General features: G+C 50.1%; 22 protein-coding genes and 1 pseudogene. 6 read left to right on the forward strand and 17 right to left on the reverse strand.

What is annotated here, in order from left to right:
• Positions 1 to 29 precede the first annotated feature (29 nt).
• From KDD30_RS22050 to phhA, 5 genes are all read right to left on the reverse strand, one after another.
• Positions 30 to 431, reverse strand: a complete 402-nt coding sequence (locus KDD30_RS22050; RefSeq protein WP_211650728.1) for a hypothetical protein — start codon at positions 429 to 431, stop codon at positions 30 to 32.
• Positions 432 to 588: 157 nt separating this feature from the next.
• Complete coding sequence (locus KDD30_RS22055) at positions 589 to 1,785, reverse strand: cystathionine beta-lyase (RefSeq protein WP_211650729.1); 1,197 nt, start codon at positions 1,783 to 1,785, stop codon at positions 589 to 591.
• Positions 1,786 to 1,948: 163 nt separating this feature from the next.
• A complete protein-coding gene (locus KDD30_RS22060; protein WP_211650730.1) occupies positions 1,949 to 2,686 on the reverse strand; it encodes a hypothetical protein in 738 nt (245 codons plus the stop codon).
• 458 nt (positions 2,687 to 3,144) lie between these two features.
• A complete protein-coding gene (locus tag KDD30_RS22065) occupies positions 3,145 to 3,486 on the reverse strand; it encodes a 4a-hydroxytetrahydrobiopterin dehydratase (RefSeq protein WP_211650731.1) in 342 nt (113 codons plus the stop codon).
• Positions 3,479 to 4,291 (reverse strand): phenylalanine 4-monooxygenase, encoded by an 813-nt coding sequence (gene phhA, locus KDD30_RS22070; RefSeq protein WP_211650732.1) that lies wholly within the window; start codon positions 4,289 to 4,291, stop codon positions 3,479 to 3,481. Before phhA ends, KDD30_RS22065 begins: the two co-directional genes overlap by 8 nt.
• Before the next feature lie 521 nt (positions 4,292 to 4,812).
• On the opposite strand from phhA, the gene KDD30_RS22075 reads away from it, so the two are divergent.
• The 4 genes and pseudogenes from KDD30_RS22075 (at position 4,813) to KDD30_RS22090 (ending at position 9,755) form a co-directional block, all read left to right on the forward strand.
• Positions 4,813 to 5,943, forward strand: coding sequence for a homogentisate 1,2-dioxygenase (locus KDD30_RS22075; protein ID WP_211650733.1), 1,131 nt, complete (start codon positions 4,813 to 4,815; stop codon positions 5,941 to 5,943).
• Positions 5,944 to 5,998: 55 nt separating this feature from the next.
• Positions 5,999 to 7,020, forward strand: a pseudogene (locus KDD30_RS22080) (fumarylacetoacetate hydrolase family protein).
• Between the two features lie 12 nt (positions 7,021 to 7,032).
• Positions 7,033 to 7,671, forward strand: coding sequence for a maleylacetoacetate isomerase (gene maiA, locus KDD30_RS22085; protein WP_211650734.1), 639 nt, complete (start codon positions 7,033 to 7,035; stop codon positions 7,669 to 7,671).
• A 68-nt stretch (positions 7,672 to 7,739) separates the two neighbouring features.
• Positions 7,740 to 9,755 (forward strand): acetoacetate--CoA ligase, encoded by a 2,016-nt coding sequence (locus KDD30_RS22090; RefSeq protein WP_249199367.1) that lies wholly within the window; start codon positions 7,740 to 7,742, stop codon positions 9,753 to 9,755.
• Positions 9,756 to 10,036: 281 nt separating this feature from the next.
• Here KDD30_RS22090 and KDD30_RS22095 read toward each other — a convergent pair whose 3' ends face one another.
• From KDD30_RS22095 to KDD30_RS22105, 3 genes are all read right to left on the reverse strand, one after another.
• Positions 10,037 to 10,510: an NYN domain-containing protein gene (locus KDD30_RS22095; protein ID WP_211650735.1), complete on the reverse strand. Its 474-nt coding sequence runs from the start codon at positions 10,508 to 10,510 to the stop codon at positions 10,037 to 10,039.
• Positions 10,511 to 10,633: 123 nt separating this feature from the next.
• The gene (fghA, locus tag KDD30_RS22100) at positions 10,634 to 11,494 is read right to left on the reverse strand and encodes an S-formylglutathione hydrolase (protein WP_211650736.1); all 861 of its coding nucleotides are present in this window, start codon (positions 11,492 to 11,494) and stop codon (positions 10,634 to 10,636) included.
• A 72-nt stretch (positions 11,495 to 11,566) separates the two neighbouring features.
• Positions 11,567 to 12,715 carry an S-(hydroxymethyl)glutathione dehydrogenase/class III alcohol dehydrogenase gene (locus tag KDD30_RS22105; protein ID WP_211650737.1) on the reverse strand — a complete coding sequence of 383 codons (1,149 nt, stop codon included), beginning with the start codon at positions 12,713 to 12,715 and terminating at the stop codon, positions 11,567 to 11,569.
• Positions 12,716 to 12,857: 142 nt separating this feature from the next.
• On the opposite strand from KDD30_RS22105, the gene KDD30_RS22110 reads away from it, so the two are divergent.
• Positions 12,858 to 13,760 (forward strand): LysR family transcriptional regulator, encoded by a 903-nt coding sequence (locus KDD30_RS22110; protein ID WP_211650738.1) that lies wholly within the window; start codon positions 12,858 to 12,860, stop codon positions 13,758 to 13,760.
• A 30-nt stretch (positions 13,761 to 13,790) separates the two neighbouring features.
• On the opposite strand, the gene KDD30_RS22115 is transcribed toward KDD30_RS22110, so the two are convergent.
• Positions 13,791 to 14,474 carry an XRE family transcriptional regulator gene (locus KDD30_RS22115; RefSeq protein WP_371826107.1) on the reverse strand — a complete coding sequence of 228 codons (684 nt, stop codon included), beginning with the start codon at positions 14,472 to 14,474 and terminating at the stop codon, positions 13,791 to 13,793.
• Positions 14,475 to 14,690: 216 nt separating this feature from the next.
• On the opposite strand from KDD30_RS22115, the gene KDD30_RS22120 reads away from it, so the two are divergent.
• Complete coding sequence (locus KDD30_RS22120; RefSeq protein WP_211650740.1) at positions 14,691 to 15,953, forward strand: MFS transporter; 1,263 nt, start codon at positions 14,691 to 14,693, stop codon at positions 15,951 to 15,953.
• 78 nt (positions 15,954 to 16,031) lie between these two features.
• Here the strand turns inward: KDD30_RS22120 and KDD30_RS22125 are convergent, their stop codons facing one another.
• From KDD30_RS22125 to KDD30_RS24930, 8 genes are all read right to left on the reverse strand, one after another.
• Entirely contained in the window at positions 16,032 to 16,802 is a 771-nt protein-coding gene (locus tag KDD30_RS22125; protein ID WP_211650741.1) for an enoyl-CoA hydratase/isomerase, read from the reverse strand.
• Complete coding sequence (locus tag KDD30_RS22130; protein ID WP_371826129.1) at positions 16,795 to 17,742, reverse strand: ACP S-malonyltransferase; 948 nt, start codon at positions 17,740 to 17,742, stop codon at positions 16,795 to 16,797. Before KDD30_RS22130 ends, KDD30_RS22125 begins: the two co-directional genes overlap by 8 nt.
• A complete protein-coding gene (locus tag KDD30_RS24780; protein ID WP_256449243.1) occupies positions 17,628 to 17,924 on the reverse strand; it encodes an acyltransferase domain-containing protein in 297 nt (98 codons plus the stop codon). Before KDD30_RS24780 ends, KDD30_RS22130 begins: the two co-directional genes overlap by 115 nt.
• The gene (locus KDD30_RS22135) at positions 17,921 to 19,231 is read right to left on the reverse strand and encodes a beta-ketoacyl synthase N-terminal-like domain-containing protein (RefSeq protein ID WP_211650742.1); all 1,311 of its coding nucleotides are present in this window, start codon (positions 19,229 to 19,231) and stop codon (positions 17,921 to 17,923) included. Before KDD30_RS22135 ends, KDD30_RS24780 begins: the two co-directional genes overlap by 4 nt.
• Positions 19,232 to 19,242: 11 nt before the next feature.
• The gene (locus KDD30_RS22140; RefSeq protein WP_211650743.1) at positions 19,243 to 19,494 is read right to left on the reverse strand and encodes an acyl carrier protein; all 252 of its coding nucleotides are present in this window, start codon (positions 19,492 to 19,494) and stop codon (positions 19,243 to 19,245) included.
• 25 nt (positions 19,495 to 19,519) lie between these two features.
• Positions 19,520 to 19,930: a thioesterase family protein gene (locus tag KDD30_RS22145; RefSeq protein WP_211650744.1), complete on the reverse strand. Its 411-nt coding sequence runs from the start codon at positions 19,928 to 19,930 to the stop codon at positions 19,520 to 19,522.
• Between the two features lie 24 nt (positions 19,931 to 19,954).
• The gene (locus KDD30_RS22150; protein WP_211650745.1) at positions 19,955 to 21,184 is read right to left on the reverse strand and encodes a hydroxymethylglutaryl-CoA synthase family protein; all 1,230 of its coding nucleotides are present in this window, start codon (positions 21,182 to 21,184) and stop codon (positions 19,955 to 19,957) included.
• 64 nt (positions 21,185 to 21,248) lie between these two features.
• Positions 21,249 to 22,097 carry an alpha/beta fold hydrolase gene (locus KDD30_RS24930; protein WP_371826130.1) on the reverse strand — a complete coding sequence of 283 codons (849 nt, stop codon included), beginning with the start codon at positions 22,095 to 22,097 and terminating at the stop codon, positions 21,249 to 21,251.
• Positions 22,098 to 22,164: the final 67 nt, after the last annotated feature.

Genomic DNA, 22,164 nt, shown 5'->3' on the forward strand with positions numbered 1-22,164 from the left:
GAGCGTGGCAGACTCACGCGCTCATCATGTCAGTAGATTGATTGTGCCGGTTGCTGAGAAGACTCAGACCCAGACTGTTGATTGTAAGGTTGGCTCAACGGCTGTTCGGACACTTCCAGGCGGCTGGTGGCCATAATACGACGCTGACCATCTTCACAGGCGTTTTTTCCGTCTTCCCAGCCTTCGTTATACCGGGTATCCGAATCTTTAAGCGCGATATCTTTCATGTAAGCGGTATCCACAACACCTTTCAGGCTCAGTGAACTTTCACATCCCTGATTATAGCCGTAATGATAAATGCTGTCGTAAGGCTCATCATTCACATAGGCTTTGGGAAATAGCGTGTACTCACCCACGCCGTACGCTGAATCCATACCGGAACAGCCAGCCAGTATGACGCTACCGAAACATAATCCCAGAACTTTCCACATAGCCCCTCTCCCAGACAAGAACGCACAATACTTTGTGCTGTTGCTTGAATTCTAGACTATTTTTTTAAAATTCTGGGGCGGGTTCTTGTGCGGGGCGCAGTGAAAACGAAACAGGCCGCGATTTACGCGGCCTGTGCATTTCATCGCAATGGGCGAGTCATGACTTGGCTTGCAGCACAGCATTCAACCGTTCAAAGCCTTGTTCTAAATCCCGGATCAAATCGTCTGCGTCTTCAAGGCCAATATGCAGCCGCAGGATCGGACCGGCAAATACTTTCTTTGTTGCCGTACGCAAACTGTTGATATTTTCATTCGCCAGAATCAGACTTTCAAATCCGCCCCAGGAATACCCCATGCTGAAGTGCGCCATGCCATCCAGTAAAGCCGTGAGCGCCTCCGTATTGCCGCGGTTCAGCACCACAGAGAACAAGCCGTTACAACCTTTAAAGTCACGGAGATAAAACTCATGCCCCTCACAGCTCGGCAAGGCCGGATGACGAACATGATCCACTTCCGGACGCTCAGCCAGCCAGCGGGCAACTTTCAGGCTGTTTTCCTCGTGCTGACGCAAGCGCACGCCCAGGGTACGCAACCCCCGCATCGCCAGATAAACATCATCCGGGGAGGTGCACTGCCCCATCAGATAACTGTGTTCACGCAGTTGGTCCCAGCAGCGTTCATTCGCAGTTGCCGTGCCCAGCATGACATCGGAATGCCCGACAATATATTTGGTGGCCGCCTGAATGGAGATATCCACGCCATGCTCAAAAGGCTGAAAGTTGATCGGCGATGCCCAGGTATTGTCCAGCATCACCACGATGTCTTGCTCATGCGCAATGTTAGCCAGCGTCGGAACATCCTGCACTTCCATCGTGATTGAGCACGGTGATTCGAGGAACAAAACGGTCGTATTCGGACGAATGAGATCGCGGATCCCTTCCCCAATCATTGGGTCGTAATAAGTGGTTTCCACACCCATTTTCGCGAGGACTTTATCGCAGAAATCACGGGTCGGCTCATAAGCGCCATCGACCATCAGGAGATGATCGCCTGTTTTCACAAAGGACAGAATGGCATTTGAAATCGCGGCCGTACCACACGGATACAGGGCACAGCCGACGCCACCTTCCAGTTCAACCATCGCATCCTGAAATGCAAAATGGGTGTTGGTGCCGCGGCGTCCGTAAAAGAGTGCTTGATTCGCCCGGTTGGCTGTTGCGTGTTTCATCTCCGCGACAGAATCAAACACCACGGTTGAGGCGCGGCTGACCGGCGGGTTTACAAGATGCTGCGTCCATTTTTTTGAACGGCCAGCGGTGATAATTTTAGTATCAAGTGCTTTTTTGTTTGCCATGCTGTTCCCAAATCTGTCTTTGATCCATCAAAGTAAAACCCTGCCGAGGCGTTCGAAACCACACTCAGCAGGGAGAAAACGACGGTGCAATGCATTTGCTGTCAATGTTCCTGACGTTAACACACTTCAACGACTTTTGGGTACAGCCCGGCAGCGCTGGTCATTATCTTATTGCTGCATAAGATATATCGTTATTGGCGGCCTGAGTTTCTGCAGCCATCACTTCAGGCTGCACAGTTTCAGGCTGCTTGATCTTCTGCGGTTTGACCTGAGGCATCCTGACCGCCTGGGGATCAACCATTTCCAGATGTGCCCGGTAATTCAGGCACTCACGCATGACTTCCATTTCACTGGCAACTTTTGCTGTCAGGACGGTCAGCAGCACAGCCTTGTAGGCAAAGTGGCGGTGCAATTCAATAACCAGACTCGCCGAACAGGGTTTATCTCCGACCGGACGGAGCACCTGTAATGCTTGCCGTTTGGGGTAAAGCTGGAAAACATTCTTGTTGATTCCGCTGGCTTCCCGGATCTGGCTGCGAATTTCACAGCGAGACACCGGGCTGTAGTAATCCTGATTTCCATCGCCGGCAATCCGCTTCAGATAAGCTTCGTGCAGATGCGTCATCCGGCCTTCCAGCGCGGGCAGACTCAGGAAAATGATGTCCTCATAGTCTTCACCTAAGGTCTGGAAAATACCCCGAGTTTGCGGAATAAACCCATGATTCAGTAAGCAGGAAATAGATTTCAATCCGGCCATATATTGCGCCAGAACAGCCAGAATCGCGGTATAAAGCTCTGGCGGCTCCGTGACCCGCTCCTGTACATTCTCTTGCAATGCCTGAATTTTATACTCCAGAAACTGGACGATTTGATGGTTCAGCTTCATCTCTGCGTCATACATAGTGCTGCCCCCTAAATGGACTGAACCCAACCGGTTCAATCGGTCATGCTTTATTATCTCTGCTGCCGTCAGCTCGCTGGCCGACCCATTCTGCGTGGCAGAATGTGATCTGAATCATGCAATTTCAATGCCGGAGGTAAGTGAATGATCTGTGGCTGGTCCACACGGTGAATGACGGATTTTTCGTGACATGCTTCGCATTTTGCATGTCAGAATGCAAATTAGAAAAGGCTAAAATTCGTTTTGCAATCATCCACTAAACGCTGATTTGAATGCCAGACAGGCACTTTTATCCGGTCTGCAGTTGTCATCTGCAGCGGCTTTCGCTCCGTCACTGTCAAAAAAGCTGACAGCTTGGTGGCTACCTCAGGAATCCCAGCCATAAAAAAAGCGCTGAGATTCAGCGCTTTTCGTCAATCACACGGGTTTTCACCGGCCAAATGCGTCAGAAAAAGTGTTTAATTTTCTGACAGTCGGTCTGTTTTCGCGGCACAGATGAAGTCATTTTTATGCAGCCCTTTGATGGAGTGGCTCCACCAGTTGACCGTAACTTTCCCCCATTCCAGCGTGATGGTTGGATGGTGAAACTCTTCTTCAGCCATTTCGGCCACTTTATCCGCGAAGGCCCAGGCTTGCTTGAAGTTTTTGAATTTGTAGGCCCTTTCTAACTGTTTAATGCCGTTTACATCCAAAACTTGCCACGCTGGGATGGCTTGGGTGAGTTCCGTCATTTCACTTTCCGTGACCATCGGGGCATCAATTTGACAGGCTTCGCACTTCAGTTCAGTTAAATCAGACATATTCCCCAACTTGCTCCTTGTTTTTCGGTGGGTATAGCGGTGCATGCAGGCCCATAGACTGCGCCTGATGCACCAGACTCATGATGTCCTGATGAGCCAGCTCATAAAGTTGCTGGATATCATCAATCTCAAAATAGATGGGCTGCATGATGTCGATGCGATACGGGGTTCGCAACACATCAATCGGCTCGAATGGTTTGTAAACCGGTTTCTCGCTGGTCATGGCATATTCCGTTTCACCCGGAGAGGACAGAATGCCCCCGCCATAAATGCGGCGCTGACCGCCCTGACGCATCAGCCCAAATTCGACGGTAAACCAGTATAAACGCGCTAAATACACCCGCTCTTCTTTGGATGCATCCATCCCCAGACGGCCATAAGTGTGCGTAAACTCTGCAAACGCAGGATTGGTCAGCATGGCACAGTGGCCAAACACTTCATGGAAAAAATCCGGCTCCTGCAGATAATCAAACTCTTCCCGGCTGCGCAAAAAGGTGGCCACAGGAAACTCTTTGTTCGATAACAGTTTGAAAAATCGGTCAAAGTTAATCAATGCCGGAACTTCGACACAACGCCAACCCGTTGATTTCTCCAGTACCGCGTTGATTTCAGAAAGCTGAGGCACACGATCGATGGGCAGATTCAGCAGCTTCAGACCATGGAGGTATTCATCACAGGCTTTGCCCTGAATACAACGCAGCTGTCTGGTCACCAGATCGTGCCAGATCTGATGCTCTTCCTCTGTCCAATGAATCAAGCCGTTTTCATCTGGCTCTTTCGATACGTACTTTGTCGCTTTACCCATAAAACAACCTTCTCTCTTTCGCTGCCTGACCTTGGCAATTGTCCGTCCAATCGTAACCTCAGCCGCTCCATCTAAAGTGAACGGTGAAATTACCCTAGAAAAACCTGAGTGTGTTCCCTGCTTGATTTAAGGGTAGGCGTTTTGGGGATCGCAATGGAACCATCCGGGACGAATCGTAAAAATGCTTCACTGTAACAATATTTTTACAACACCCCAACAAATCCGCAGCCACACTGCCCGGAAGAAAGACCATTCCTGACTTCAACTTAGAGCATCAATAAGAACATACAGTTATGTAAAAAAATCAACACACCTATCAAAAGTGAATATGACGACAGGGGTTGCTTGTTCATTCGGACTCAACCAGAGTTAAAGCATCAAGTTAATACGGTGTTAAACCAGTGCCCCCGGGCTTTCGCAGCCGCCTTCAATACAGGGTTGTCCCCGGGCCTGGCCAACAAGGATAGGCACCGTCTGATCCATATATACTTCAGACGGTGATCGTCAATGAGGACCGAAAGATGCGTCAATGGTTTCAGTTTCCAATCATCGAAGGCAAAGCTTCCCGTCAGGCTCACTGTGATCTGCCGGACGGTACGTATGAACGTGAATGTGGCAAGGAAGGATTCTTTGGTCCGGCCAGCCACATGTATCATGCCAACCCGCCCACTGGCTGGGTCGAATGGGAAGGGCCGCTGCGTCCGCGGGCCATTGACACCACCCGTCTGGAACAGCAGGGAAAGTCGCCCTGGGATGCTTCTCTGGTCTTGTTCAACAATCAACTGAAAATGCGGGTCTGGAACACAAACGAGTCGATGGACCATCTGGTCCGCAACGGGGATGGCGACGAAGTGCTGTTTGTCCATGAAGGCAGCGGCCACCTGTACTGCGACTACGGACATTTACCATTCCGTGACGGTGACTACATTACAATTCCCCGCGCCACCAGCTGGCGGATTGAAGTGGATGAACCCGTCTCCCTGCTGCTGATTGAAGCCACAAACAGTGGTTATCAGATGCCGGATCGCGGCATCGTCGGACAACATGCCGTGTATGACCCGGCGGTTCTGGAACACGCCAAAATTGATGATGCGTTCCTGGCCCAGCAAAGCAACGATCAGCGCTGGCAGGTCAAGCTGAAAGCCCGCGATCAGATGAACACCATTACCTACCCTTACAACCCGCTTGATGCCCAGGGCTGGAAAGGGAATCTGACGGTCTTCAAACTGAACTGGCGCGATATTCGTCCGCTGATGAGCCACCGTTACCATCTGCCGCCTTCAGCACATACGACTTTCGTTGCGCATGGCTTTGTTATCTGCACCTTCGTCCCCCGTCCGATTGAGTCTGATCCGGGCGCGCTCAAAGTGCCGTTCTATCACAACAACGACGACTACGATGAAGTGCTTTTCTATCATCGCGGGAACTTCTTCAGCCGGGACAACATTGAAGCCGGGATGATCACTCATCACCCTTGTGGTTTCTCGCATGGCCCGCACCCGAAAGCATTGGCCGCCAGCCAGGCACAGCCGAAAAAAGAAACCGATGAAGTGGCCGTAATGATCGACACCCGCTATCCGCTGGAAGTCGCAGAACTGCCGGAAGGCGTTGAAAACAAAGATTATGTGTATTCCTGGATTAACCGGAAATGATCTTCAGGTCAAAAAACAAGCATTAGATTTACATTGTAAAGTGAAGGAGTAAAACGTGAAATTAGCCTCTTTAAACCATGGCCGTGACGGACAACTGATTATCGTTTCACGTGATCTCACCCAAGCCGTACATGCACATGACATCGCCCCGACGCTGCAGTTTGCTTTAGATAACTGGGATCAGGTCGAGGCCGATTTACAACACCTCTACCGTAACCTGAACGATGGCATTGCCAACGATGTCTTCCCGTTCAACCCGGCATTATGCGCCTCGCCATTGCCCCGCGCCTACCAATGGGCTGATGGCAGTGCCTACGTCAATCATGTCGAGCTGGTACGCAAAGCCCGGGGGCTGAAATGCCGGAAAGTTTCTGGACGGATCCCCTGATGTATCAGGGCATGTCTGACGGCTTTCTGGGACCACGCCAGCCCATTGAAATGGCTGACGAAAGCTGGGGGATCGATTTTGAAGGCGAAATTGCGGTCATTACCAACGATGTCCCGATGGGAACGCGCACCGAAGAAGTTCACGGGCACATTAAGCTGCTGATGCTGGTGAATGATGTTTCTCTGCGTAATTTGATCCCTGCAGAACTGAGCAAAGGCTTTGGCTTTTTCCAGTCCAAACCGGCCTCTGCGTTTTCACCGGTTGCAGTCACGCCGGATGAACTGGGCAGCAGCTGGCACGATTACAAGGTTCACCATCGTCTGACGGTTCACCTCAACAATGAACTCTTTGGCGAACCGAATGCTGGTATCGATATGACCTTCAACTTTGCCGAGCTGGTGCAGCATGTGGCCAAGTCCCGGCATGTCAGTGCAGGCACGATTATCGGCTCTGGCACCGTCTCCAATATTGATCGCTCGAGTGGCTCCTGCTGTCTGGCAGAGCGCCGCATGCTGGAAATCATCGATCAGGGTCAGGCCGTGACGCCGTTCATGAAGTTTGGTGATACCGTCAAAATTGAAATGTTCGATGATCAGGGCGATTCCATTTTCGGCGCGATTGAACAAACTGTGGTGCAGTATGAACATCAGTACGATCCGACGGATCTGAATCACCACAAACCAGACTAAACAGGAGGCTGGATGACGCTTTACGATTATTTTCGCTCATCCGCCGCCTACCGGGTGCGCATCGCACTCAACCTGAAAGGGTTGCGTTACGATAGCCACCCGGTTTCTCTGGTGGATAAGGCACAACAATCTCCGGCCTATCAGGCCATTAATCCCGCTCAGCTTGTCCCGACACTGGAAACCGAGCAGGGATATCTGAGCCAGTCGCTCGCAATCATTGAATATCTGGATGAATGCTATCCCGAAAACGCGTTGCTGCCTTCTGATCCCTGGCAAAAAGCGCAATGTCGTGCGCTGGCGCTGAGCGTGGCCTGTGACATCCATCCAGTGAATAATCTGCGGGTTCTGAATTATCTGACCGGCGAACTGGCAGTAAGCCAGGAAGACAAGCTGATTTGGTATCACCATTGGCTGAAAGCCGGTCTGGCCGCACTGGAAACACAACTGGCAGCTCGCCATCAGCAACACAGCACCACGTTCTGCTGCGGTGATACTCCCATGCTGGCCGATCTCTGTCTGGTACCACAACTTTATAACGCCCGTCGTTTTGAACTTGACTTGTCTCCATATCCATCGTTAACTCGCATTGAGCAGGCTTGTCAACAACTCAAAGCATTCAAAGACGCACATCCTGAAAATCAAGCCATCTAAGACAGACGAAAAGAAGCAAACAAGAAAAATTACATAAGACGTCAGCCATCAAAAGAAGGACGATAACGATGAGCATGCATGACCATCATCTGGAAGACGATCAAGCGCCAATCTTATGGCAACCCACAAAAGACAAGATTCATGACAGCCTGATTTACCAGTTTATGGTGGCTTTAAGCGAGCAGGAAGACACACTGTTTCATGATTATCAGCAGCTTCATCACTGGTCTGTGCGTCACAGCGATCATTTCTGGGACAGGCTTTGGGATTTCTGCGGCGTGATCGGCGAAAAAGGTGCGCGCATCACCGATTGCCCACCCAACAGTAAAGAACCGGCGAAGGATACCCGCTGGTTTCCGGATGCCCGGCTGAACTTTGCGGAAAACCTGCTGGCTTATGGTCGGCAACACCCGGACAAGGATGCTATTGTGTTCCACTGTGAAGGGAACCCAGCGCGACGTCAGCAACTGAGCTGGCGCGAACTGGAACAACAGGTCTCTTCGCTCAGTCAGTTCCTGCGTGAACAAGGGATCAGCGCTGGCGATGTGGTTGCGGGCTATCTGCCGAATTTGCCACAGACAATCATTGCCATGCTGGCCAGCAGTGCCGTTGGAGCGATCTGGACCTCAACCTCACCGGATTTTGGCGTCGACAGCGTCGTCGAGCGTTTTGGACAAACTTGTCCGAAGATTCTGTTTGCCGCCGATGGCTATTTTTACAACGGCAAAAGCCACAGCTGCCTTGAAAAAGTCAATGCCATGCTGACGGAACTGCACAGTGTTGAAACCGTCGTTCTGATTCCATTTGCCGATCTGCCCGCCCCTGTTGCACCGCCACTGGTAGACAAATACCGAGGCTGGAATGAAGTACTGAACCAGTATCAGGCAGGGCCGATCGAGTTTGAACACGTTGAATTCAACCATCCGCTGTATATCCTTTACTCGTCTGGCACGACCGGAAAACCCAAATGTATCGTGCACAGTGTCGGCGGCATGCTGCTGAATCATCTGAAAGAGCATCTGCTGCACAGCAATGTTCACAAAGGGGATCGCCTGTTCTATTTCACCACCTGCGGCTGGATGATGTGGAACTGGATGGCCAGTGGGCTGGCCGCGGGCGCAACGCTGATTCTTTACGAAGGGTCGCCTTTTTACCCCGATGGCAATGTGCTCTGGGATTTGGCCGATGCAGAAGACGTCACCTTATTCGGCACCTCAGCCAAATATCTGGAAGCTCTGGAGAAAAAAGGGTTTCATCCGAATCAGACGCACACACTGTCCCGCCTCAGAACCTTATGTTCCACAGGTTCTGTTCTGGCACCAGAGCAGTTTGACTATGTGTATCAGTCGATCAAAGCTGATTTGCAACTGGCATCCATTTCCGGCGGAACAGACATTTGCGGTTGCTTTGCCATCGGGAATCCAATCAGTCCGGTCTATCGGGGTGAATGTCAGGGCCGGGCACTGGGGATGGATGTTCAGGTGTTTGATGATCAGGGCCATCCGCTCACCGAAGCTCAGGGAGAACTGGTCTGTCGTAACAGCTTCCCGAACCAGCCCGTTGGCTTCTGGAATGACGAAGGCGATCAACGCTACCACAGTGCTTACTGGGACGTGTTCCCCAACACCTGGCATCACGGTGACTTTGTTCAGCTGACCCGGCATGGTGGATTGATCTTCTTTGGCCGTTCCGATGCTGTTTTAAATCCGGGCGGCGTTCGGATTGGCACGGCTGAGATCTATCGCCAGGTCAACCCGATGGATGAAATCATCGATTCGATTGTGATTGGTCAGAACTGGCAAAACGACGTGCGCGTGGTGCTCTTTGTCCAGCTTGCAGAGGGTCAGTCACTGGATGAGACGCTCCAGGCCCGGATACGGCAGCGCATCAAAGCGCATTGCTCACCACGTCATGTTCCGGCGGTGATTCTGGCCGTCACGGACATTCCACGCACCAAATCCGGCAAACTGGTCGAGCTGGCGGTGCGGAATGTGGTGCACCAGCAGCCGGTGAAAAACGTCGGCGCGCTGGCCAATCCGGAGGCGCTGGAGCAGTACAAAAATCGTCCGGAGTTGCTCTCCTAAACCCGATATCTGATGGCCAATATGACACACGCCCCGGTTCGGGGCGTGTGTGTTTTTAACGGGATAGCTCTGGCACACAAGATCAGTTACCCGGAAACGCTCGCGCATGAAAAAGCTGAGCGATTTTATCCACCAGCCTGAGATGCACAATGCCATCATGAAGCAGATTCAGCACGATAATCGACTCCAGTCCATTCGGTGTTGCTGCGCTAGGGGCAATCAACCTCAAACTGATGTCGAATCGTTCAAAAATGACCTTACAGCCCTTCCCAGGCACCGAATTACAACAGCAAATCGTCATTGATAGGAAAATAGGTACTGGCTTCGTTCACCAACGAGGCTGCCGTCAAGTCAGGCACACCATACAGCTCAACCTGTTTGCCTTTATCGACTCGCAACTTGTTCAGCAGCAAATCAAAATCACCGTCCCCGGAAACCAGCACAACGACATCGGCCTCAGCTGAATGTTCCAGCGCATCAATGGTGATGCCGACATCCCAGTCCCCTTTTGCTGAACCGTCTGAACGTTGAATAAATGGTTTCAGTTTGACCTCAAACCCGATGGCGCGCAGGATGTTCTGAAACTCCTGCTGCTTGCGATCGCCCCGATCGATGGCATACGCAAACGCAGCCACCACTTCCCGATCTTTCGTCACACTGGCCCAAAACGCATTGTAATCAAAGTTGCGCTGATACTGCTGCCTGGATGTGTAATATACGTTTTGCACATCGACGAAAATGGCTACTTTTTCCATTCAGTTCAGTCCTGAGTTTTGAAAATTCGCACACAGTATCAGCCGCTGCAATGCATTACCAGCCCATTAGGCCAATGTCCTGATTCAGGGCAAGTTTTCACCTGCCCTGAGCACAGTTTGCAATCAAGATTCAGCGAACAAATACCGGGCATGGAAGCGCAGGTGATCGTCAATGAAACTGGCGATAAAGTAATAGCTGTGGTCGTAACCGGATTGCATGCGCAGTTCGAGCGGCGAATCATGCTGTTTGGCGGCGGCCTGTAACAGCTCAGGTTTGAGTTGCTCATTCAGGAAGTTATCGGCGTCGCCCTGATCCACCAGCATTGGCAGTGCAGCTTTGCCCTGCTTCAGCAATTCGCAGGCATCGTACTGGCGCCATGTCTCTTTATCATTCCCCAGATAGGCCGCAAAGGCTTTTTGTCCCCACGGGCACATCATCGGATGCGTAATCGGGCTGAACGCAGAAATGGCACGATACAATTCCGGGTGTTTCAGCCCAATCGTCAGGGCGCCATGTCCGCCCATACTGTGCCCGGCAATCGACTTCACATCAGACACCGGGAAATGCGATTCAATGAGGCCAGGCAGTTCCTGAACCACGTAATCATACATTCGGTAATGCGTGTTCCAGGGCGGCTGGGTCGCGTTCAGATAAAAGCCTGCGCCCTGCCCCAGATCGTAACTGTCGTCATCGGCCACCTCATCGCCACGCGGGCTGGTGTCCGGCATGATCAGGGCGATCCCCAGCGACTCAGCCACACGAAAAGCACCGGATTTTTGGGAGAAATTTTCATCTGTACAGGTCAGGCCCGACAGCCAGTACACCGCAGGCACCGGATGCTCCGCTGTGGCCACGGAAGGCAGGAAAATGGAAAATCGCATGGTGCAGTTCAGCGTTTCTGACGCATGCGTATATTGTTTCAGCCAGCCACCAAAGGTTTTGTTCTGGCTGACATGCTGCAGATTTTGGGATTCAGAAGTCATCACTTCATCCTTTGAAATTGAACCACACAGCCTGTGGCTGTATGGTTCATGCTTGATTGGTTTGGGGTTGGCTTACTTATCCATATGGACGACGCTTCGAATGCTCTTGCCTTCATGCATCAGCTCAAACGCTTCGTTGATTTCATCCAGACCCATGGTATGCGTAATAAACTCCTGCAGACCAAATTCACCCGCCAGATACTGTTCAACAATGCCCGGTAACTGAGAGCGGCCTTTCACCCCACCAAAGGCAGAACCACGCCAAACCCGGCCAGTGACCAGCTGGAACGGACGCGTCGAAATTTCCTGCCCGGCACCGGCCACACCGATGATCACCGACTCGCCCCAGCCCTTATGGCAGCATTCCAGCGCCTGACGCATCACATTCACGTTGCCGATACACTCAAACGAGAAATCCACACCGCCGTCTGTCATTTCGACAATCACTTCCTGAATCGGCTTGTCAAAATGCTGCGGGTTGATGACATCCGTCGCACCCAGTTGTTGTGCCAGTGCAAACTTGCTTTCATTGATATCAACCCCAATGATACGGCTGGCACCTGCCATGCGCGCACCGATAATGGCCGATAAGCCAATACCACCCAGACCAAAAATCGCGACCGTATCACCCGCTTGGACTTTCGCTGTATTCAGTACAGCCCCCATACCTGTTGTGACGCCACAACCCAGCAGGCAGACTTCTTCCAGCGGTGCTGCTTCGTTCACCTTCGCCAGAGAAATTTCTGGCAGCACGGTGTATTCCGAGAACGTGGAGCAGCCCATATAGTGATAAATCGGCTCCCCATTGATCGAGAAGCGCGTCGTACCGTCCGGCATCAGACCTTTGCCCTGCGTTTCACGCACGGCCTGACACAGGTTGGTTTTGCCCGAGGTGCAGAATTTACACTCACCGCACTCAGCAGTGTAAAGCGGGATCACATGATCACCCACCGCCACGCTGGTCACGCCTTCACCAACCATTTCAACAATACCACCGCCTTCGTGGCCCAAAATCGCCGGGAAAATCCCTTCCGGATCATCGCCTGATAACGTAAAGGCATCCGTGTGGCAAACACCCGTCGCCACAATACGAACCAGGACTTCACCGGCTTTCGGCAATTGAACGTCGACTTCTTCCATTTTCAGCGGTTCACCCGCAGCCCAGGCGACAGCCGCTTTCGATTTGATTGAGGTTTGACCGGGTTTCAGTGCCAGCGTCATAAAATCTTCCTTATTGTTGAATGAGATACACAGCTTTCATGCAGTATATCTCTGAACATCTCAGAAATAATTACCGATTCCGGCAAATCATTTTTACGCCTGTGTAATAATCAGCACTTCGGAATCAAACACGGAACACACCATGGCAAACTGGGAAGGCGTCAGTGAATTCGTCGCCGTAGCAGAATCGAGCAGCTTCACACTGGCCGCCAAAAAACTGTCCACCTCGGTGGCTCAGGTCAGCCGCCGCGTCGCAGCGCTGGAAGACAGGCTCGCCGTCAAACTGCTCAACCGCACCACACGTAAAGTCACACTGACGGAAGCCGGAATGCTGTATTTCCAGCAATGCAAACATCTGGTGGACGGACTCGAACAGGCGGAACTCGCCGTCACGCAGATGCAAACCACCCCAAAAGGACTGGTGCGCGTGACCGCCCCCGTCACATACGGCGAGATGCACCTTGCGCCCCTGATCAATCAGTTTTTAGAACAATACCCGCAGGTCGACGTCGAGCTGGTGCTGACCAACCAGAAACTCGATCTCATTGAATCCGGCGTTGATCTGGCCATACGCTTAGGCCGGCTGGAAGATTCCACCCTGCTGGCCCGCAGGCTGTCGACCCGGCAATCTTATGTCTGTGCCAGCCGGTCTTATCTCGCGCAATATGGCGAACCGCACACTTTGTCTGAACTGAGTAAACATCAATGCCTGGTCGGCTCCGTGGATGTCTGGCGGTTCAAAGACCAACAGCAGAGCCGATCCGTTCGTATTTCAGGCCGGCTCAAATGCAACAGTGGTTTTGCCCTGCGTGATGCCGCCAAACGGGGACTGGGCCTCATCCAACTGCCCGATTATTACATTCAGCAGGATCTGGAATCCGGCGAGCTGATAGAAGTGCTGGCCCAGTACCGCGATGATAAAGAAGGGATCTGGGCGTTATTTCCATCCAGTGTCCGGCTGTCTCCGAAAGTAAGGCTGCTGGTGGATTTTTTAGTGGAAAGCTTGGCGGTGGGTTTAAGTGAAAACAACCTTTCACAACGCTGAAGCAGGGTGACGCGATGCCTGGCATCTGCGTCACTGAACCGCATCAGTCAGGTTGGGAATGTCTGGCAACTTATCATGAAAAGCTCCCTGAGCCGCCATAAAACCGAAGGTATAAGGGGCAACTTTCAGGCCTTCCCGTGCTCTGACATCCTGACTTTCGCGCAGCTTATTGAACATCCAGTCATCTAACTTGTGCATGACTTCCAAAAACTCTTCATGCGTCAGCTCTGCTTTTAACGTCATCAAAAAAGCCTGGTTATCCTCAGCAGGGAGATCAATCACCCGTTCCTGAAGGCGGTTCAGCACCGTTCGGGTGAAAAAGATGGGAAACCGGGCCCCTTTTTCAAAAGACGTGTGGCTCGGGACTAATAACTGACAAGTTCGGTTCGCTTTGATCTCAATCAGCTGAATGGATTCCAGTTTTCTCAGATACAGATGGATTGAGGGCTCATTCAAGCCATAGCGTTCAGCAATCTCGCTCACTGTCCGGTGTTCTGTTAACTCAGACCAGAAGGTAAAAAGCGGCGGACAGTCAAAAAAGGCCTGATCCTGCGCTGTCGTGAAAACCGGAATGGTGTAGATATTTTTTTCTGCTTCTTCAAGCAACTTCGACAGTGGGAAATTCAGCAAACGACCGATACGAATCAGTCGCTGCATTGACAGGGGCTGTGCGTGATTCAGCAGTCGCTTCACACTCACTTCAGAAATTTCCAATGCATCTGCCAAGTGCTGATAGGATATTTTCCTTTTCCTGAGCTCCTTTTTCAGCAAAGCACATACTTCTTGCGACAACCTGTCATCCATTTCGCGTTCTCCGAATCACATTCCGACACTCAAAGCATCATAATACGACCCTTTATGAGATTACATTGAAACAATGAATCAATATGGGATTCTTTGCGAACATTCAGCATTACAGAGAACATCAGCATGAGCAAAAAAGGACTGACACGCCGATTCGGGATTCAACAATGCCTCCACTGGACGATTGTGGGCATCATGATTCCGGTACTGATACTGATTTTCCAGTCGAGAGGACTGAACCTGATGGATATCGGGATCGTCATGGCGGTCTGGATCGGCAGCACCGCCCTGCTTGAAATCCCTCTGGGCGGCGTCGCAGATACCTACGGGCGCAGGAAAACTTACCTTATCTCGCTGCTGGTCAACATTCTGGGCTGCATCGTGCTGTACTTTGCAGACGGCCTGCCCCTCATTCTGATTGCAGCCATACTGCTGGGAACAGCAAAAGCCGTCTATTCCGGTACGCTTGACGCTTGGTTTTACGACAGCTTCCGGCGCCAACCCGGCCAGCAATCTTTTCATTCCGCGATTGCCACCATTCATGTGTTCGTCACGCTCGGACTGGCGGCTGGCTCCCTGATCGGTGGCTGGCTGCCCGACGTCACCGCCCGCTCGTTTTCAGTGTCATCAACGATGACAGCGCTGAACCGATATGATCTCAATATCGCCCTGGTTGCCATCGCCAGTCTGGTTCTGATATTGATTACGCGGGGATTGATTCATGAAGAAAGACAACCTGCGCCATCACCTGAAAATCAGCAACCTGCAGACGCTTTCAAGACAAGTTTGCAAGCCATCAAAACCGCTTTCCGTCATGCGGTGCTTCGCCGGCTGATGCAGACCTCGCTGGTGTTTGGCATGGTCTTGAGCGGGATTGAAAACTACTGGCAACCTTATCTGTCAGAACTCATCCATGGCACAGGTTATGGGGTCACCTTTTTCGGATGCCTTTCTGCCCTTTACTTTCTGATGTCTGCCAGTTCGTCAATTTTGTCCGTCCGATTACTCAAAATTCTGAAAGGATCCCACAAAACCCTGATGTTCTCGACCCGGGTCGCCGCGGGCATCGCGTTCATTGCCTTAGCCAATACCACACAGCCTATCAGCTTTGCTATGTGTTACCTGCTGTTCTTCTTTCTGTTCACGGCTGGCAATAATTCTGAGCGCGTCTTGCTACATGAACACACAGAAACGCGTGTCCGCTCCACTATGTTGTCCATCAGCTCTTTCATGATCACGTGTGGCGGCGTGCTTGCATCACTGCTTTTCGGGATGATTTCAGAACATTACGGTATTTCTGTCAGTTGGACCCTTGGTGGCCTGCTGCTTGTCGCATCTTCTATGCTGTTTCTCTTCATGCCGGAGAAGCTGGAAGCTGAAGTGGCATGAAGCTTACTGTATCGGGAGAACTCTAAAATTGTTGCCAATTTTAGATGACCATTACACTATGCCACGACAACCTTTACATTATTCCCATGGAAATTGGCCGGTTTGCAGGTAGCGCCTGATATTTTGAATCGTTTCCTGATCACTAAAGACTTCTTTGTTGGCTTTTAAGGCCAGAGGTTTCGCAGACTGAATATTATCATTCAAAGCGCTGATATACCGTTTATAACGACTGATGGCGATCTTGTTCATTTTTTTCAAACGAGAAAGATACTGTTGTAACATCCGCAAGCTATCCGATTCACATTCATCAACCAGACCCCACTGCTTAGCCAGCTCTGCTGAAATCGGTTTCGTCATCAGAGTAAGGTGATGTGCTTTCTGGAAAGAGGTTCGTCTTGTCAGAAATGGGAAAACACAGGCGGGCATCAGTCCAAAAAGAAGTTCAGATAAACTAAACTGAGCCCCAGGGTCAGAGATAACAATATCGCAACACGCAACGAAACCGATTCCGCCCGCGTTCACCCGACCACACACATGAGCGATGGTAATGAACGGGCCTGTCGCCATGAATGTCCATAAATCATAGAGCTGTTCCGGCATTGATTCATGAAGTCTCCTTTCTTCGTCCGACCCGGTTATGGAATCCAGATCGCCACCGAGGCAAAAAACTTCAGGCAATCCCTCAAGCACAATAACAGTGATGCTTCGTTCTCGACAAAGTGCCAGCACCTCGTAACATTCATGAATCATCTTGTGATTAATCGTGTTGTGAGCGTCAGGGCGATACAACTGGAGATAGCATACAGAACCTTCAGATCGAACTCTTATTGTTTGATACGCTTCAATCATGGGCGACCTCTGGCGTCACATCCGTCAGAGAAAAATACCCTTTGTAGCCTTCCATATAGACGACGGCCCTGATCCCAAACAGTAGCCTGGCGATACTGCGGGTCACAAATATGTCGTCATAACCAGCAACACGCACTCTGGTCCCAATCGGATGTCGATGATTCCATGCTTCAACAGCTTTATTCGGCGTCAAAGCCTCTGAATTGCGAGCGACAGACTCTGGCTCCCGTTTTTGTATCATGTCAGGGATAGCTCTGTTACGCCTCCGCCTCGGCTTTTCGTCACCTGCCTGTATTGCCTTCACCATTTTGGTCAAAATGTCTCCGCCGCCAATTTCAATCAATTCGGTCTCGCCCTGATCCAGAAGATACCGAATACTTTGTGTCCACTTGACTGGATGAGTGATCTGATCGGCCAGCGACTGATGTATATTTTCCGGCTTTTGCGGTTGTGCAGAAACATTGGAAACAACTGGGATTTCAGGCGTAGAAAATTTAAATTGATTGAGAAAGTCGAAGAACTCAGCTCTGGCATTGCCCATATAGCGTGAATGGAATGCGCCACTGGTGTTGAGGGGAATAAACATTGCCCCTGCCTTTTCAAAGATAGGTTGTGCGACCTCCAGATCGGCAATCAATCCCGACAACACTGTCTGCATCGGGCTGTTATAGTTCGCGATATCAATATCAGTCAGATTGTTTTCAATCAGACACCGTTCAACTTCATCTGCTCCCAGCCGAATAATAGCGGCCATTGCTCCGCCAACGGATTTACTCATCAACTCCCCTCTTCTTTTAACCAGGGAAAGTCCGTCAGAAAAGCTCATCACTCCGGCAGCCTGAAGGGCGTTATATTCTCCCAGACTGTGTCCAGCAAGAAAGTTCGGTTCCCTCCCCCTTGTTGCAGATGTTGCCGGTATAGTAAAGCGTTGACCACATATAAAGCTGGCTGAGTATATTGGGTATTATTCAGTTGATTGTCCGGATCTTCAAGACACAGCTTCTTAATGGAATAACCGAGAATCTCATCGGCTTGCGCAACCAAGTCCGGAAAATCATCAAAAGCGTTTTTTCCCATTCCTTTGCTTTGCGAGCCCTGACCGGGAAATAAGTATGTGGTCATCGTCCGATTCCTTTTCCTAATGTAGATGATAGCGTTCCGTTAACTTCAGGCCCGGCAAAAATCACAGATGTGTTGATACCGCCGAATCCAAAAGAGTTGCTCAATGAATAATGAATTTGAGCCGGTTCAGATTGAGGGCCAGCCAGCATGCAGTCGCCATCTACTGGGTTAACTAAGTTAAGATTGGGATGAATAAACCCGTTCTGCATCTGCAGGATTGTGCTGATGGCCTCCACAACACCCGCGCTATACAGGCAGTGTCCCGTCACCCCTTTGGTGGAATTGATCCATGGACTTTCGTCGCCTGAGCCAAAGATAGCTTTGATTGAACACAGCTCCGTTTTGTCGCCAAGCGGAGTGGAAGTGCCGTGGGCATTAATATAGTTAACCTTTCGTGCATCTATTCCAGCCCAACGCAGTGTCTCTTTCATGACACGGATCTGGCCTTCCATCGACGGATTTGCCTGTCGGTTGGCGTCAAGGCAGATTTTGCCCATCAGCATGGTCGCCAATGGCGGTATTCCCCGAGCCTGAGCGCTTTGCTGGCTTTCAAGAATAAGACAAGCGCTGCTCTGCCCCGGTATAAAACCTTCATGTCCGCTGTCAAAAGGCCGGCAGGCAAGTGCCGGATTTCCGATACCACCAGTTCCACCTAATGCGGCGATCTTTTCGAAACCCTGAAAGAGCATCGGGGATAGTTCCGATACCGGACCTACCACCAATGCGACATCTGACTCCCCTGACCGAATGAGCTGAAACGCCTTAATGAGTGCTACGTTGCCACTGGCCGAGGCACCACCTGTCGTCAGTCCTTCACCCCTAATTGAAAAAACTTCGCTTAAAGTCCCGACCTGATCGGTATCCATTGAATGGAGGATGAAGCGTGGCGGCAGATATTCAGGGGAATCCTCATAGGTTTGATGCAATTGGGCTATGTAGTCGTTAGTCAAATTGTTCCCAGCAACAACAACACTCACCCTGTCTGCTTCTGCGACATGCTCCGATAACCCAGCCTGCAACCAAGCATCCATTGCTGACAAAATGGATGCTTGAATGGCGGTTGGAGCCCTCCGGCCGACATTGAACGCTTTCTCTTTCAATGCGGCTGGAATCGACTCCCGAGAACTCAGTTGCTCTTTGAAGTCAAAATCTTGCAAAAAAGAACCGACGACTTGCATGTGTTCGGATCCGTAAACAACCGTCTGAGTGGAAAAGTTTGTGCGGCCTGATTTTAGCGCCGCCAAGAAATCTGTAATGTTGGGGGCAATACTCGAAAATATCCCCATTCCTGTTACCACAACAGACATCTTTCATCTCCTTAGGCTGATTCGTGCAAATGCTTGTGAAACAGATCTACCAAGCCAGCAAGATTGTCGATTTTGGCTAATGATTGCAGAGGGACCTTGATTCCAAGATCTTCCATTGAAAAAGTAACAACTTCCATCCGGTCGATAGAGTTGGCGCCAAGCTCTACAAGACTGCCATCCAAGCGAATCTGTTCGCGGGGAATTTGCGGCAAAATCTCTTCAATATTGTTTATGATGACATCAAAAATTGCGCTCTTATCCATGTGAATTCCTTTTTACTGTGATCTGTTAAATTCGTGGTGACTTCAACGATAGAATATGTGCTTCGAGTTGTTGGCGTATGGTCTCGGGTATGGGTCCCGGTTTCTTTGTCTTGTAATCAAAATGAACAATGGTCGTCTGGCCAATTGCACACAGCACATCGTTTTGTACTAGCCTCTGTACAACTGTGAGAGATGAATTTCCAATCTTCTTGATGCCTGTCGAAATCTGCACATCATTTTCATAACGTATCTCATTGCTAAACTCGATCTCATATTTCACTGTAATCAAATTAGCCTTGGATAAATCTCGCCCTGGCATAAACAATTCAAATATCGGATCCCTGGCCTTCTCAAACCACACAGGAAGAACCGTGTTATTAATATGCCCCATGGCATCGGTTTCCGAATATCTCGGGGATAAATCGTAGTAATACATCAGCCGTAATCCTTCAAAGTGGGTTCAAGTCCACTGGTATTTGCGATGGTAGTCTTCAATACCAACAAGGGCTAATAAGCCTTTGCCCGCCATCGTTTTCTCATAAATGTTCTTAAACGGTGTAAGATCAACGAATCGATCTTTGATACCAAACGTCCATTCCGAATTCAGTTTCAGCAATAACTCATATTCTTCCGTACTCAGGGGGTATCGCTGCTCAAGACGTTCCTTTATTTTCATTTCAGCGAGTTTTTCCTTTGCAAAAGGTAGGATAACGCCACTAAAAAACTCCGAAGAACATCCCGAGCCGTATGAAAACATGCCGACGCGTTTTTCATCGTCAAAGTCAGCATTATCGATGATGCCACATAAGGCAAAATACAAAGTGGCAGAATAGACATTACCGACATCCTGGCAATAGCTCAGTGAAGGTTTGACCCGCTCGGTAAAGTCAATGTCTATCTCATTGGGTTTGGTACGATAAAGGGAACGCATCACTTTCCGATGAGCGCCTTTGACCATCCCGCAAAATGGTGTGTGAAACGCCAAATAGTCAAAGGTATGGCGAAAATCAGAATTTTCTACTTTCTCTTCATATCGCTTGTAACAATTTTCCAGACAATCAAGATAAGAAAGTAAAGACAAGTCAGGATTTCCCGTTTCCAGTTCCGTCTCCGGCCGACATGTATCCATGACTTCATAGCTGTGCTGGCCTATTGCACCAAAATCTATTTCCAGTATTTGCGGATTATCGCTTACCAGCATGGCAACTGCACCGATCGATTGTGTCGGCTCCGCGTAGTTCAGGTTTGCATGGCGTGCGATATCGGTTGCAATCACCAACACCTTACCTCCGGGTGACACTCCGGACGCCACATAGTTAACGGCTTGCTGCAGTGCGGCCGTCCCTCCATAACAGGCTTGCTTTACTTCAAATACCCGGCAAGCACTGTTCAGCTTTAAATAGTCATGGATGTACGTACTGATTGATTTCCCAAAATCCACGCCGGATTCAGTCGAGGTAATAACCATCTCGATCCGGTCCTTATCTTCCAGCGCCATACTGCTAATCAGTTTTACAGCGGCATTCACGGCACAAGTGACCGCATCTTCATTCGGCAAGCCAACTGATTTCTTATTCATCATGAGATTGTCAAATCGATCGATTTGCAGCTCTCTATGCTTAAAAATCGTTAAAACGTCCATGCAGGCGACACCGGCATAAAGATTGATTGCCTCAATACCTACTCTCATTCCATCTTCCTTTTTTGGCTTTGTTTTATTCAATTTTGATTGATCAGTCGCGTGGAATTAAAAGTTAATCCACATTCTCATGCGTCAATTCTCCAAACGGTATCTCTTTACGGCGAGAGATGAAGTGATTAAGTGTCTCATTGAATTCTCGGTGATGAGTAACACAGGCAAAATGCCCGGCACCTTCTATGCTGTAAAACTGGCTTCCAGACACTAAATCGTGCATGGTGTTGTTCACTTCCCGGGTACTCAGTCTGTCTCCGGTTCCGCTAATCATCAGCGTGGGAACTTTGATGTCTTTCAATATTTCCCGAGTAGAGGTTTTGGTAAAGCTATCGATATAAGTTAAGGCGTCAACTGAATCCAGGCTGATACTGTCTTTAATGAACAGGTAGTCCTTATGAAGCTTCTCATTTTCTTGCAAGGACTGTTCATTGAATTCCAGCCACAGCTCACCTCCGAACGATATGATGCCTCCAGCAAATGGGTCTGTCGGGCTGAACCTGTCTTTGAGCTCATAAAAGCCGTTAGCGATTGTCAGCGTGTTCACCATTGCGCTGTGCCTGGCCGCCAGGCATTGGGCAATCTGACTTCCATAGGATGTCCCTACCACATCAACAGACTCATGGATATTCATTGCTTTTAGCACCTGAACGAAGTATTGCGCAATTTTTGAGGGGGAAACATCATCACTAGCGTCACTTTTACCGTGGGCAGGTGGATGAATAATAATGATGCGGTGGTGAGCAACAAAGTATTCTAATTGACGAAGCCACAATTGAGCCGTCATGCCAAACCCGGGGATGAACAATAATGGACTGCCCTGTCCCATAGTGATGACTTCCAGCTTTATCTCAGGGGAGACCGAAATATTCTGAATTTGACTTTTTACCGGGAGGCTCTGTAAAAGCATCGCTAGCGTGGCCTGCCCTTCTTCGACCGGTGACGAGGTATTTGGCACCTGTCTGGAAGGTTCTTTG

The organism is Photobacterium sp. GJ3, assembly GCF_018199995.1.
Lineage (GTDB): Bacteria > Pseudomonadota > Gammaproteobacteria > Enterobacterales > Vibrionaceae > Photobacterium.